At 55.7% G+C, this 14,243-nt stretch carries 13 protein-coding genes; 12 read left to right on the forward strand and 1 reads right to left on the reverse strand.

The window, feature by feature from the left end:
* The first annotated feature begins 15 nt into the window (after window positions 1-15).
* The 3 genes from ADICEAN_RS02005 (at window position 16) to ADICEAN_RS02015 (ending at window position 2,105) form a co-directional block, all read left to right on the forward strand.
* Window positions 16-225: a hypothetical protein gene (locus tag ADICEAN_RS02005; protein ID WP_009193836.1), complete on the forward strand. Its 210-nt coding sequence runs from the start codon at window positions 16-18 to the stop codon at window positions 223-225.
* A 25-nt stretch (window positions 226-250) separates the two neighbouring features.
* A complete protein-coding gene (locus ADICEAN_RS02010) occupies window positions 251-997 on the forward strand; it encodes a hypothetical protein (RefSeq protein ID WP_040395978.1) in 747 nt (248 codons plus the stop codon).
* A gap of 238 nt (window positions 998-1,235) precedes the next feature.
* Window positions 1,236-2,105, forward strand: coding sequence for an HAEPLYID family protein (locus ADICEAN_RS02015; protein ID WP_009193838.1), 870 nt, complete (start codon window positions 1,236-1,238; stop codon window positions 2,103-2,105).
* Here the strand turns inward: ADICEAN_RS02015 and ADICEAN_RS02020 are convergent.
* Window positions 2,102-2,704, reverse strand: coding sequence for an acyl carrier protein phosphodiesterase (locus tag ADICEAN_RS02020; protein WP_009193839.1), 603 nt, complete (start codon window positions 2,702-2,704; stop codon window positions 2,102-2,104). The genes ADICEAN_RS02015 and ADICEAN_RS02020 overlap by 4 nt on opposite strands.
* Before the next feature lie 429 nt (window positions 2,705-3,133).
* On the opposite strand from ADICEAN_RS02020, the gene ADICEAN_RS02025 reads away from it, so the two are divergent.
* The 9 genes from ADICEAN_RS02025 to argC all read left to right on the forward strand — a co-directional run bounded on the left by ADICEAN_RS02025 (window position 3,134) and on the right by argC (window position 14,238).
* Entirely contained in the window at window positions 3,134-3,409 is a 276-nt protein-coding gene (locus ADICEAN_RS02025) for a transporter (RefSeq protein ID WP_152426273.1), read from the forward strand.
* An 89-nt stretch (window positions 3,410-3,498) separates the two neighbouring features.
* A complete protein-coding gene (locus ADICEAN_RS02030) occupies window positions 3,499-5,430 on the forward strand; it encodes an AAA domain-containing protein (RefSeq protein ID WP_009193841.1) in 1,932 nt (643 codons plus the stop codon).
* 8 nt (window positions 5,431-5,438) lie between these two features.
* Entirely contained in the window at window positions 5,439-5,963 is a 525-nt protein-coding gene (locus ADICEAN_RS20835; protein ID WP_009193842.1) for a GNAT family N-acetyltransferase, read from the forward strand.
* Between the two features lie 444 nt (window positions 5,964-6,407).
* Window positions 6,408-7,016 (forward strand): Crp/Fnr family transcriptional regulator, encoded by a 609-nt coding sequence (locus tag ADICEAN_RS02040; protein WP_009193843.1) that lies wholly within the window; start codon window positions 6,408-6,410, stop codon window positions 7,014-7,016.
* Between the two features lie 269 nt (window positions 7,017-7,285).
* Window positions 7,286-8,176, forward strand: a complete 891-nt coding sequence (locus tag ADICEAN_RS22230) for a hypothetical protein (RefSeq protein ID WP_009193844.1) — start codon at window positions 7,286-7,288, stop codon at window positions 8,174-8,176.
* Complete coding sequence (locus ADICEAN_RS02050; protein WP_009193845.1) at window positions 8,143-10,578, forward strand: heavy metal translocating P-type ATPase; 2,436 nt, start codon at window positions 8,143-8,145, stop codon at window positions 10,576-10,578. Before ADICEAN_RS22230 ends, ADICEAN_RS02050 begins: the two co-directional genes overlap by 34 nt.
* 896 nt (window positions 10,579-11,474) lie before the next feature.
* Window positions 11,475-12,095 (forward strand): GNAT family N-acetyltransferase, encoded by a 621-nt coding sequence (locus tag ADICEAN_RS02055; protein ID WP_009193846.1) that lies wholly within the window; start codon window positions 11,475-11,477, stop codon window positions 12,093-12,095.
* A complete protein-coding gene (locus ADICEAN_RS02060; protein ID WP_009193847.1) occupies window positions 12,092-13,300 on the forward strand; it encodes an argininosuccinate synthase in 1,209 nt (402 codons plus the stop codon). Before ADICEAN_RS02055 ends, ADICEAN_RS02060 begins: the two co-directional genes overlap by 4 nt.
* Entirely contained in the window at window positions 13,282-14,238 is a 957-nt protein-coding gene (gene argC / locus ADICEAN_RS02065; protein WP_009193848.1) for an N-acetyl-gamma-glutamyl-phosphate reductase, read from the forward strand. Before ADICEAN_RS02060 ends, argC begins: the two co-directional genes overlap by 19 nt.
* Window positions 14,239-14,243: the final 5 nt, after the last annotated feature.

Consider the following 14,243-nt stretch of genomic DNA (forward strand, 5'->3'; position numbering starts at 1 on the left):
AACAAACCAGTTCCTATGAAAAACCTCCTCTCGCTGCTTGTACTGGCAGCCTTGTGTACGGCCTGTGCCGGCGAACCAAAAGAAAGCACCACCCCTGCCAGCCCCGCCCCTGAGGCCCAGCTGCCGGCCGATAGCCTGGAGCAGGCAGCATCAGCTCCCCAGAGCCTGGAAGCAACCACCCTTAAAACCACGCAGGAGATCGATAGCCTGCTAGACGGAATTTAATCCCTACTCCCCAGATATGACCCGTATGAAAAAGTGTATCCTACTCCCCGCCCTGCTATTCTCCGGCCTTATGCTGCAGGGCACCTTTGCCCAGGCACAGACCAGCAGCCCGGCAGATGAACTGAAACGCAAACGTGCCGAAGTAGAAAAAACCCGAGAAGCCGAGCAGCCTGCAGCTCCGGCCCCAAAGGAAAAAGAAAGCCCTACGGCGGGCAAGCCTGCCCCTAAAGCAGACAAAACCACCCCTACTACTACTACTACTACTACTACTACTACTACTACTAAGCCAGCCCCGGCGCCTGCCCCACGCCCTGAGAGCCGCAAAGAGGCCAAAGAGCAGGAGCAGGAGAAAGATAAAGAGAAAGGCAAAGACAAGGAGAAAGATAAGGGCAAAGGCAGAGACCGGGAAGATCATCCCGGCAGAGGACATGCCTATGGCCGGGACAAAGGTGAAACCAGCGGCCGGGAGTTTGGCCAGACCCGCTCTGCCGAGGCCCGGGCCCAGCTAAGAGAAGATATCCGCAAGCAGGAAGAAGAAATTACCGCTTCCCGCAAGGCCGCTCAGGAATCTGAAGCCAAAATTCGGGAAGCCGAAGAGCGCATCAGGCAGCGTCAGAAAGACAAAAGCATCAGCACCGAAGAGGTAACCCGCCAGCGGGAGCGCATCACCGAAGCCCGCAAAAAGGTAAAAGACCTGGAAGCCGTAATTCTTCGCAAAGAAGAAGTACTGAAGCAACACCAGAAACAACTGCTGGAAATGGGCGAGGAATAAGCCCATGCCATTTACTACAGGAGCACTGAGGGGGGAGAAAAAGCCCCGCTCAGTGCTCTTGCTGTTTCTGGAGGGGTCCTCAGAATTTCAGCTGATCCTACAGCATATTTTAACTGAAAATTAAGAATTCTGGCTGTCGGCCTGCAGCGCCATTTTGTAAATTTGCGCCATTCCGGGGCAGTGCCTGCAGGCAATTCCCATCTCTCACTAAAATACACGTTCAAGCGTAGCCACCAAGATGATCAGAAGTTGTGTACTCATTTTTTTATTTATTGGAAGTATTCTCCCCCTCTACAGCCAAACCCCTGATACTACCGCCCTTACCAATCAGCAGCTGGATGAAAAGTACATCCAGGAAATAGAAGAAAAAAAGCAGCCCTCAAAGGTGCTGCATGCCGAACCCCTTTACATTGACCTGATCCGCGATTTAGGGGCCCGGAAGGGCGAAAAGGAATGGAACCTTGGCATGGGCATTACCGATAATCTTACGTATGATGTCTATGAAATGCTCATCGAATACGAATGGGCGCCCATAAACCGACTGGGCCTGGAAATAGAGGTGCCGTTTAGCATCATTGGCGCCAACAGCCGGAGCTACAATGGAGAGAAAAGGCCTTCCAGCAGCATGGAAAGCTTAAAAACCGCCCTGCAATGGTCGTTTTTGGTGTCGGAAAAAAACAGCACCTCCCTGGCGCTTGGCTACATCAACGAGCTGGAGTTTTCTGACTTTGGGAGCTTTGGCAATCCTGTCTTCAAAGGCAATGTGTACAACCCCTTCTTTGTGGCGGCCAAACGCTGGGGCAATAACTTTCACACCCTGCTTTATACCGGACCGGCCATTGAGCAGTCGTTCCGCTCCAACGGCTGGGAGAGCCGCTACGAGCTGCACAGCAACGTCCACTACATGATTACAGGCACGCGCAACTTTGTGGGCATTGAGGTGAATAAGGAGTTTCACAAGCACGATTTCGACATGATCATTCGTCCGCAGATGCGCCTGGAGATCAACAAGCATTTTATGCTGGGCATTGTGGGCGGTATACCGGTATACCGGGAAAACCAGCGCTTTAGCATGTTTACCCGCCTAATCTGGGAGCCGGGCCATTAGAGAGGGGCTACTCCATCCTGCCGGAGCCAGTCCTCTACAAAGGCTCTCAGCTCATCAAAAAATTGAAAAAACTCCTGCTCAAAAAGCGCATACTGCCGCTCCAGGTCCAGGGCCCCTTCTTCCATGCCCGAGCGAAAGCGGGTGCGGCGGGCCATGCCCTTACAGGCCTGCCCAATCCCTTCCAGGCTACGGTAGTGGTAGAGCCAGTTGCCCGCCTGCATATGATCCAGCAGGGGGTAGGCCGAGGCGGGAATCTGGGGGCGCTGCTGCTGCAGGAGCTCGTACACCCATAGGGTATAGGGAAGCAGGGGCTGGTTGGCATACCGCTCAAAATTGGCGGCCAGCAGATGATCATAATAAAGATCTACCAGCACCCGTCCGTAGTGGCGGTACTTGGGAAACAGTCTTTTTTTGCCCTGCACCACCAGCGGGTGGCTATCGGTATAGCTATCAATAGCCCGGTGCAGGCGTATGCCCTGTTGCATGCCAGCAGGGTACTGCTCCAGCTCTTTTCCCTTCACAAAATCACCAATAAAATTCCCCGTAAGCAGGGCAGGCTGCTCAGTGCCGGATAGGTATACATGGGCTAGAAAATTCATACAATCAGGGTAAATAGGCAGGTAGGGCCAGCGCAAGGGGGCAGGGCCCTGGGACTGCACAGCCTGCCACCAGCAGACGAAATAAGCAAACAATCAGAACAACTAGCACTTTATGCTAGGCTGTGTCTGATGAATGCTTTTGAGTCTAAAAAAGATAAATTTTTGCTTAAGGCAAAGGTTCTTTTTTGAGGCATAGCCGCAGCTACGGTGAAAAAAAGACCTGCTGCCTTAAGTAAATAATTTGCTTTTTTGGGCCAAAGGGTATTCGTCAGACACAGCCTAGTGGAATATCCTGCCTACTCTAACCCTTTTTTTGCATGCATCGTCTTATTCTGGCCCTGCTTTTTCTTCTGCCCCTTGCAGGTAATGCCCAGCAAAACAGACGGGAAGACCCCCTGAACTGATCAGCGACCGGCCCGACCGTACCATATCGGCCTATGTAGTGCCCAGTGGTATGGTACAGCTGGAAACAGGCAGCCGGCTGCTGTGGCGCTTACCTACGAGCTCACCGACAAACTTGGGGTCTATGCCGAGCTGTTTGGTGAAAAAGAAGCGAACCAGGAGGGGGTGCTGTCGGCGGGCAGCGGACTTGCCTACCTGCTGCTTCATAACCTGCAACTGGATGCATCGGCAGCCCTCAGGCTATCGGCCCAGGGAGATCGGGGCTACATAAGCGGCGGACTTTGCTGGGGTATTTCCCGCTAAAGCTCCCCTGGCTGGGGTGCAATTATCTGCTGGCGGGCGTTACCTTTTTCGCCCAAACGTGTTATTCTTGCATATCAACCCCCATACGATTGGCTACGCACAAACCCCTACCCCGGCCCGACGATGAACTGGAGCTTACCCGCCAGCTGCTGAAGCAGGAAAAAAAAGCCGAATTTGAGTACTACCGCAATAAGGTACTCAACACCTCGCTGGAAGACCGCCGCAAGGAAGGGGTGTGCTGGTACCCCATTGAGCTGCTTAGCCACAAGATCAGCACCGGCGAGCGCTATGTAATGGACGTTGAGCGCATTGGCAGGCCTAACGAACCCCATGTCTTTACAGCCGGCAAGGCTATCAGCCTCTTTGTAAATGATGACAGCAATAGTAGGGCGGCGGCCGTGGTGAACTGGGTAAAGGGCAACCGCATGCGCTTTACCCTCAATGGGGATGACCTGCCCGACTGGCTCTACGATGGCAAGCTGGGCATTGACCTGCTCTTTGACGAGGCCAGCTACAAGGCCATGGATGCCGCCATGCAGAGCATTCTATTGGCCAAAGGCCGTACCCTGGAGTTGCGCGATACCCTGCTGGGCCATCACAAACCTTCCTTTAACCCCCTGCCCCCTGCTCCTGAGGGCCTGACGCTAAACGAGCCCCAGGTTGAAGCGCTGCGCCATGCCCTGGCAGCCAAAGATGTGGCCATCATCCACGGGCCTCCCGGCACCGGCAAAACCACCACCCTGGTGCAGGTGATCCGCCAGGTGGTGCAGCAGGAGGGACAGGTGCTGGTGTGCGCCCCCAGCAATGCCGCCGTAGACCTGCTGGCCGATAAGCTCAGCGAGCAGGAGCTGAGCGTGCTGCGCATGGGCCACCCCGCCCGGGTAAACGAAGACAACCTGCCCTATACCGTCGATGGCCGCATGGCCAGCCACCCCAGCTATAAAGAACTGAAGCGCCTGCGCAAAAAGGCCGAAGAGATGCGCAACATGGCCTTTAAGTACAAGCGCAGCTTTGGCCGCTCGGAGCGGGAGCAGCGCAAAATGCTCCTGCGCGAATCTTCCAGCCTAAAGGCCCAGGCCGAGCAGCTGGAGTATTACCTGATGTACGACATCTTCGAAAAAACGCAGGTGTTCTGCGCCACGCTGGTAGGCGCCAATGGCCACCCCCTGCTGCAGGAGATGCGCTTTAAGACCCTCTTTATCGACGAGGCCGGGCAGGCGCTGGAACCTGCCTGCTGGATCCCCATCCAGATGGCTGAGCGGGTGATCTTTGCCGGCGACCACTGGCAGCTGCCCCCCACTATCAAAAGCTACGATGCCGCCCGGGAGGGCCTCTCCGAAACCCTGTTTGAAAAGTGCATTACCCGCACCGGGGCTGCCCGCATGCTGGAGGTGCAGTACCGCATGCACCGGCACATTATGGAGTTTAGCAGCCGGGAGTTCTACGGCGGTCGCCTGCAGGCAGCCCCTTCAGTAGCCGGCTGGCAGCTGCTGCCCGATGAGGCGCCCCTGGAGTTTGTAGATACGGCCGGCAGTGGCTTTGCCGAAACGCTCGATCCAGAAACCGTAAGCCTATATAATCAGGAAGAGGCCCGCGCCCTCTACAAGCACCTCAGCAGCCTGCTGGAGCGCCTAAACGCTGCGGGTGTTGTTACGGAAGCCCTGGAAGCCGGCATCATTGCCCCCTACCGGGCCCAGGTAAAGCTGTTAACCGAGCAGTTGCCCAACCAGCCCCAGCTCCGGGAAGCGCTGCCCAACCTGGACATCAATACCGTAGATGCCTTTCAGGGGCAGGAGCGCGACATTATGTACATCAGCCTGGTGCGCAGCAACGAGCGCGGAGAGATCGGCTTTCTGGCAGATGTGCGCCGCATGAACGTAGCCCTTACCCGCGCCAAAAAGAAGCTGGTGGTGCTGGGCGATAGCGCAACCTTTGGCAACAACCCCTTCTATAGCCGCTTTTTGGACTATGTGCAGGAGATCGGCGCGTATCGCTCGGTGTTTGAGTGGATGTACGACTAAGCCTGCCGATGAATAGCCTGCCTGAAAACCTGATACTCTCCCCCCTCAAGCAGCAGGATTACCCGGCAGTAGCAGCCCTGCACCTGCTGGGCTGGCAGCAGGCCTATAGCCCTATTTTTGGTGCCGAAGCCCTGCAACAATTTAGCCTGCCTGCCTTTGAAGCACTCTGGCAGGAGCGTTTGGCCGTTCCAGATCGCCACTACCTGGGCCTGTGGCAGCACAAGCAGCTGTTGGGCTTTGCGGGCTTCGGACCGGCAGAAGCGCAACAGGCTTCCGCTGCAGAGGGGGAGATCTATCATTTTTACCTGCACCCGGCCAGCTGGGGCAGGGGGGTAGCAGGGCCTCTCATGAAGCGGGTACTCGGGGAGCTGAAGGAGGGGGGCTATCAACGGGCTGTGCTGTGGGTGCTGGACGCCAATGCGCGGGCCAGAAGCTTTTATGCCAATCATCAGTTTTCTGCCAACGGGCGCCGGCAGGAGCGCTACCGCTGGGGCCTGCACCTCATGGAGGTACAACTGGAGCGCTCCCTGTAGCAGCAAGGGGTGCCTGCAGCTTAGCCTGCCCTTTCCTGAATCTCCTGCCCCCTTTTGCTCGGGTAAGGTGCTGCTTCTGTACAGGGCAGCTTACACTGGGGGGACTACCTGCCATATTTTCCCTTCTTTCCCCTTCTCCAAAACCTGATATAAATCATGTATTTAGGCCAAAAAGATCATTGCCGGCCGCAGGGGGGCATACTACCTTTACAAAAAATTCTGCCTGTAGGGGCAGAAAAGGATAGGGATCTGAAGGCTTTGAAGAGTCTTGATTTAAGGGGGTTAATCACTTCATTGTCAGGGCATGATGTAGTCAGGAGATGCCGTAAATATGGGATGCTATGCCAACAAAAAAAGCACTGGATATCCGCTGTGAGGACTGTCAGTTCCGCAAGAACTCCCTTTTTGGGGTTCTTTGCCAGGACGAGCTCAGCCAGGTGTCGGATGCTAAATCCTGTACGGTTTACAAAAAAAGGACAGGTGCTCTTCCATGAGGGAACCCGCCCCCTGGGCGTTTTCTGCCTTTACGAGGGCAAAATCAAGGTGTACAAGCTTGGCTCCGATGGCAAGGAGCAGATCATCCGCATTGCCAAGGAAAGCGATATCCTGGGCTATAAGGCCATGATCAGCGAGGAGGAATATACCGTAACGGCCGAAACGCTGGAAGACTGCACCATCTGCTTTCTTCCAAAAAATGATTTTTTGCACCTGGTGTCGGACAGTCCCACCTTTAACAAGCGCCTGATGCAGAGCATCTGCCATGAGCTGGGCCTGATGTCCAGCAGCCTTACCAACCTGGCCCAGAAGTCGGTGCGGGAGCGCCTGGCCATTAGTCTGCTGATGCTCAAGGATACCTATGGCACCGAGGGCGGACCCGGCGAGGAGGTAGAGATCAACCTGACCCGGGAAGACCTGGCCAACATTGTGGGCACGGCCACCGAAACCCTTATCCGGCTGCTGCACGATTTTAAGGAAGAAGACCTCATAGAGACCAAAGGCCGCAAGATAGTGGTAAAGAATGCCCGCGGACTGGCCAAAGCAGGCCGGCTCTAGGGAGCCAGGGGGATGGGGCCAGCAGCCTGGGGAAGCGCTGCCATGCAACTGGCCTTCTGGCCTGGGCTGCCGGCCAAAGTGACAAATATCATGTTTTGCCTTGATGGCAGTCATAGCCCTTCTGCTGGTATGCTCCCATTTTTGTACCATGAGAAAACGGAGCCTGATCAGCAGCACGCTGCCTGCCCGGGCTGGTAGAAATAAACAGGCAAAGGCCGCTTTTCGATCCCTCTATTCCCAACACCTGCACCCAAAACGATTAGGACGGTATGCGCTGCAAGAAAATACTCATAGGCTTTGGTAGCACCATATACAGCGAGCTGGAGGTAGACTTCACCATCCGCTACCTGGCACAGCCCAAGATGCTGCTGGTAGGCGCCGTGCTGAACGATCTGCAGGGGCTGCCCCAGCATGAGCCCTGCGAAGATTCCAAATGCAAGGGCAGTGCCCAGGCCTGCGTGCAGAAAAAAGTGGGCAAAGACCGCCAGCGCCTGCATGCCTACCTGCACGAGCGCTGCGAAGCCCTCTGCTGCAGGGCCGTGGTGCACCAGGATGGCGGCACCACCCTGGATGCGCTGATGCACGAAACCCGCTATGCCGATCTGCTGGTAATTTCGCAGGAGACCTACCTGGCCAGCACAACCAGTGGGGGCCAGCTGGTGCCCGTAAGCCGCGTGCTGGAGAATTGCGACTGCCCGGTGCTGGTAGTGCCTCCCCATCCGGCCGATCTGGAGCAGGTAGTGCTTACCTTTGATGGCTCGGCCCGGGCTATGGCCGGCATCAAGCAATTTGCTTACGTACTGGCCGGCATTACCCAGTTGCTGCCCGTAACGGTGCTGGCTACCTACTCAGAGACCAACGAGCTTACCGCTTCGGAAGAAAAGCTCTTTATCGAATACCTCAAGCAACATTTCCGGAATGTGGCCCTGCACCGCATCTGCGAGAATTCGGAGCGCACCCTGCTATCGGCCGTGGGCCTGAATGAAAATTCGCTGGTGGTGGTCAATAACCCCTCTCCGCAAAACCTCCCGCTCCTGAAAAAATTACTGGATGGCGCCGCCACGCTGCATACCCCCCCTGCGGGTATTTACCCATGGCGCCAACGACCGCAAAGAAGAAGCTGTAAATGCCTAAGAAGTTGGAAAAAGACCTGTTGGTAGAAGGCCTTAAGCTGGCTGTAGAAAATAAAGGCGCCACCAGCTGTTACCACTGTGGCGACAAACTACCCATCAACCCCCTGATGAGCTTTGGCCACAGCTTTTGCTGCCAGGGCTGCCAGACCGTGTATGAGCTGCTGCATGAAAGCGGCATGGAGGAATTTTACTCCCTGCCCGAGCGCAGCACCAGCAAGGGGGGTGAAGAAAAGCAGGAACAGTGGGCCTACCTGGAGCATGAAGAAGTGCGCCAGAAGCTGCTAAGCTTTACCGATGGCAGCATCAGCAAAGCAACGTTCTACCTGCCCGCCATCCATTGCAGCTCCTGCATCTGGCTGCTGGAAAACCTGCACAAGCTTAGCCCCGGCATCCGCTCTTCGGTGGTGAACTTCGGCAAGAAAGAGGTAAGCATTACCTGGGCCGAAGGCGAGCTCCCCCTGCGGGCGCTGGTAGAATTGCTCAGCCGCCTGGGCTATGCGCCCGATATCAGCCTGGAAAGTGTAAAGGGACAAAAGAAGAAGCGGGACTGGAGCTTTTACCTCAAGCTGGGCATTGCCGGCTTCTGCTTTGGCAACATCATGATGCTGAGCCTGCCCGAGTACCTCGATGGCAAGGGGCTGGTAGATCCCGAGTACCAGCAGTTCTTCTCCTGGCTCAACATGCTGCTGGCCCTGCCGGTGGTCTTTTACTCCGCTACCGAATTTTACACCTCGGCCTGGCGGGGCCTGCGCTATAAGTACATCAGCCTGGACATGACCATTACGCTGGGCATCTTTACCATCTGGGGCCGCAGCATGTGGGAGATCCTGACGGTAACCGGCGCCGGCTATATGGATAGCCTCTGCGGCCTGATCTTTTTCCTGCTCATTGGCAAATGGTACCAGAGCAAAACCTACGAGGCCCTGAGCTTTGAGCGGGACTACAACAGCTACTTTCCCGTAGCCGCCACCCGCCTCAAAGGGGGTAAAGAAGATACCGTGCTGCTAAAAGACCTGGAGCCGGGTGACCGCATCCTGATCCGTAACCAGGAGCTGATTCCCGCCGATGCCATTCTGATGAAGGGCGAAGGTAAGGTGGATTATGCCTTTGTTACGGGCGAATCGGCACCGCAAAGCCGCCAAAGTGGCGATCTGCTCTATGCCGGTGGCCGCCAGACCGGGGGTACGCTGGAGGTGGAGATCAAAAAGAAGGTAGAAAGCAGCTACCTCACCCAGCTCTGGAACCAGGAAGTGTTTCAGAAGGGCAATACCCATAAACTCTCGGCCCTGGTGCAGGGCCTGAGCAGCCGCTTTACCTGGTTTATTCTGCTGCTGAGCCTGGCTACGGCTGCCTACTGGTACTGGGCCAATCCGGCCGAGATCTGGAATACCGTAACGGCGGTGCTCATTGTGGCCTGCCCCTGTGCACTGGCGCTGGTGATTCCCTTTGCCTTTGGCAATACCATACGGGTGCTGGGCCGCTGGGGCCTCTACCTCAAAAATGCCGAAGCCGTAGAAGACCTGGCCCTTACCGATACGCTGGTGTTTGACAAGACCGGCACCATCACCCACAAGAAGGGGGCAGGGCTGGCGTTCGTAGGGGAGCTGGATGAGGCTGCCCAATCAGCCATCCGCTCCCTAACCCGCACCTCTACCCACCCCCTGAGCCAACGCATTTATCAGAAGCTGGGTGATGCCGTGCCTCTGTGCCCGGTGCAGGCCTATGCCGAAGAAGCGGGTAGGGGCATCAGCGGCTGGGTGGGCGATGAAGAATATAAGCTCGGATCGGCTAGCTTTGTAGGCCTTCCTAAAGAAGAAGGCAGCCGGGCTACCCGCGTATACATCAGCCGCAACGGCCAGCCCCTTGGCCATTACGAGTTCCAGAGCCAGTACCGCGAGGGCTTGGATGTACTCCTGGGCAGGCTGCGCAAACAGGGCTATGAGCTGCACCTGCTCAGCGGCGATAATGACCGGGAGCGCGCCGTGCTGCAGAACTCCTTTGATGCGCTGCACTTTAACCAGCAGCCCATGGACAAGCTGCAGTACATTCGCCGGCTGAAGGCACAGGGCAAAAAGGTGATGATGGTGGGCGATGGCCTCAACGATGCCGGCGCCCTGAAGGAAAGCCAGCTGGGCATCAGCGTTAGTGATGATGTGTATCATTTCTCCCCTGCCTGCGATGCCATTCTGGATGCCAAGCGCTTTGAAAAGATCCTTACCGGCATGCAGCTGGCCAAAAGCAGCATGCGCATCATTAACATTGCCTTTATCCTATCCTTTCTCTACAACATCATTGGCCTGAGCTTTGCCGTTACGGCCAACCTGGCGCCCATTGTCTGCGCCATCCTGATGCCGCTAAGCTCGGTGACCATTGTAGGGTTTGTGACGGCCGCCGTGCTTTGGAAGGGCAGCAGACTGGAAAAAGACTAGAATTACTGTTTAATCCTCTTCATATTCAGACTAAAAAGCGGGGCTTCCTGATGGCCCTGCTTTTTATGAACCTGCACTAACTCAACCATCAGATAAAAAAAAGGCCAGCTCTTCAGGGGCTGGTTTTTTTGGCTCTTCTTGCTTTTTTAAGGATGCTGTTTACGGTAAAAAATTGTGTTGAAAGAAATGGCTTGCGTACCAGCAGTACTGTTGGTGAAAACACCAACAGTTGGAGAGGGGCTGGGCATATGGGGCTGCCCACCCTTATTGGTGTTTTCAGGCTGCTACTTAAAGGCTTCTTTTCTACCCCCACTTTCTTCTTGTTGGTGTTTTCACCAACAACTCCAACTATCCCTTTCTCAACTCATCGAACTAAAACACCTCGGCTTACGTATTCCCCCATAGATCCCTTTTCTTTTCTGAAAATATAAAGCGGAGACTATTTGTAAATTTCAGGATTGCGCTACATTTGTACCACGAATGTCACTTTTTAACAGCCATACCGCCCTTCTTTCTGCAGCCTCTCTGGCGCTGCGTGGTGCTGGTATGTCACGACGTTCTCCCCGTCGCCCGTAGGGCGACTACATCTACATAGCAGGAACCGTGCATTCCTGCAAACTCCCGGAAACCGCATTTTACCCTTTACAAAAGGCTTGTCCTTTTTTCTATATCCTTTTTCCTGTCAGGAATTGCAAACTGCTGATTACCATATCCTTTCTGTTGAAAACCAGGTGCTTGTAGCGCTGGTGATGGATAGTGTACGCCCTGCTCAGGAGTTGCGACGACGACGACCGCGCTTTGTGCGTGCCTAGACTTTAGCCGTGTGGCAGGGCGATTATCCCTGGTTCGGCCTTCTCACAACCCCCATTTTCCTATTTATTAATTTCCGATACCCAATGAAAGTTAGCATTGTGGATGCGGGCATGCAGCATGTTGCGTATGCCGAGCAGATTGTTGAAGCGCTCGCCCAGGCGGCCGCGCAGAGAGGGACTGGTATCGCCAGGCGAAATCCGGAGTACATCCGGACCAAACTCGCCGAAGGGAAAGCCGTCATCGCCCTGGAAGGCCCTAAACTGGCCGGTTTCTGCTACATCGAAACCTGGAGCCATGGCAAATTCATTGCCAACTCCGGCCTGATTGTGCTGCCCGAATACCGGCAGCAGGGGCTGGCCAAAAAAATCAAGGCCGCCGTATTCCGGCTGTCCAGAAAAAAATACCCCGAGGCCAAGATCTTTGGTATTACCACCAGTCTGGCGGTGATGAAGATCAACTCACAGCTGGGCTACAAGCCGGTTACCTTCTCGGAGCTCACCCAGGATGAAAATTTCTGGAAAGGCTGCCTCAGCTGCAAGAACCATGATATTCTGGAGCGCAATGCCCATAAAATGTGCCTGTGCACCGGCATGCTCTACGATCCGCTGGAAGAAAGCAAAATGGCCAAAATAGGGCAGAAGCTGGCGCTGCTCAAGGGCCTCATCAAAAACAAGAACACCCAAAAACCCGAACCACAGCTATGAGCAATAAAGTAGTACTCGCCTTCAGCGGCGGGCTGGATACCTCCTATTGTGTGAAATACCTGGCCGACGAACGGGGGCTGGAAGTGCACACCGCCACGGTAAATACCGGCGGCTTCAGCCCGCAGGAGCTCCAGGCCATTGAAGATGGAGCCCTTGCCCTGGGCGCCGCCTCGCATGTAACGCTGGAAGAAACCCTGGCCTTCTATCAGCAGTGTGTAAAATACCTCATCTTCGGCAACGTGCTGCGCAACGGTACCTACCCCCTGTCGGTGAGCGCCGAGCGCATGTTTCAGGCCCTGGCCATTGCCCGCTATGCCAAAAAAATAGGCGCCGGCTACATTGCCCATGGCAGCACCGGTGCCGGCAATGACCAGGTGCGCTTCGATCTGGTGTTTCACATCCTCTGCCCCGATATTCAGGTGATCACCCCTATCCGGGATCAGTCGCTTTCCCGCCAGGCCGAGATCGACTACCTGATGGCCAAGGGGGTAAACAGGGACTGGACCAAGGCCCAATACTCCATCAATCAAGGCCTATGGGGCACCAGCGTAGGGGGCAAGGAAACCCTTACCTCCCACCTGCCCCTGCCCGAAGAAGCCTATCCCAGCCAGCTTCAGACCCACGAGCCCTCAGAGCTGGAGCTGCAGTTTGAAAAGGGCGAGCTGGTAGCCGTAAACGGGCAGGCTGGCGATCCGGTGAGCAACATTCAGCGGGTGCAGGAACTGGCCGCCCCCTATGCCATTGGGCGGGACTACCATGTGGGCGACACCATTATCGGCATCAAGGGGAGGATCGGGTTTGAGGCCGCGGCTTCCTACATCATCATGAAGGCGCACCACCAGCTGGAAAAACACACCCTCTCCAAATGGCAGCTGTACTGGAAAGAACAGCTCGCCAACTGGTACGGCATGATGGTGCACGAAGGTACCTTTCTGGACCCGGTGATGCGCAACATCGAAGGTTTTCTGCAAGAGAGCCAGCAAACGGTAAGCGGCACCGTAACGGTAGCGCTCATGCCCTATCGCTTCCAGGTGCAGGGCATTTCTTCGGCCCATGACCTGATGAGCAGTAGCTTCGGCAGCTATGGCGAAGAAAATAAGGGCTGGTCGGGTGAGGATGTAAAGGGATTTACCAAGATCCTGGCCAATTCGCTGAAGATCTATCATGCTGTAAATAAAGAAAAAGAATGGTCAGTGCAGGAATAGCAGGGGGTACAGGCTATACGGCCGGCGAGCTCATCTGGCTGCTGCTGCAACATCCTGCCGTGGAGCTGCGCTTTGTGCACAGCCGCAGCCAGGCGGGCAAAGCCGTTAGCTCCGTTCATACCGATCTGATGGGTGAAACGGATCTGCAGTTTAGCAGCGAGCTTTCGGCGGTAGAGGTGCTCTTTCTGTGCCTGCCCCATGGCAAGGCCCGGGAATTTCTGGCAGAGCAGTCCATCGCCCCCGGCACCCGCATTATCGACCTGAGCCACGACCATCGGTTAGGAAACTCAGGCTTTGTCTATGGCCTGCCTGAGCTGAATAAGGAAGCCATCCGGCATAGCAGACAGGTGGCCAATCCGGGCTGTTTTGCCACGGCGCTGCAGCTTGCCCTGCTGCCCCTGGCCAGGGAGCGGCGGCTGCAGGGGGAGGTGCATGTGCAGGCCATTACCGGCGCTACCGGCGCTGGGGCGGGCCTGTCAGATACCACGCATTTCAGCTGGCGCAGCAACAACCTCTCGGTCTACAAAGCTTTTGGCCACCAGCACCTGGGCGAGATAAAGCAAAGCCTGCAGCAGCTGGACAGCGACTTTGCACAGGAGATCAACTTCATCCCCCTGCGGGGCAATTTTGCCCGGGGTATTTTCGCCAGCCTGTATACAGAAATTGATCTGAGCCTGGAGCAAGCCATGCAGCTGTATAAGAGCTTTTATGCAGATGCCCCTTTTGTACAGGTTACTACGGATGACATTAGCCTGAAGGAAGTGGTAAACACCAACCGTTGTTTTCTGCAGCTACAGAAGCACGGAAAAAAGCTGCTCATTCTCTCGGCCATCGATAACCTGCTGAAGGGGGCCTCGGGCCAGGCGGTGCAGAACATGAACCTGATGCTGGGCCTGGACGAAAGCACCGGCCTGCAGCTAAAACCCATACGCTACTAATGAGC

The sequence above is a fragment of the Cesiribacter andamanensis AMV16 genome (assembly GCF_000348925.1).
In the GTDB taxonomy this organism is placed as follows: domain Bacteria; phylum Bacteroidota; class Bacteroidia; order Cytophagales; family Cyclobacteriaceae; genus Cesiribacter; species Cesiribacter andamanensis.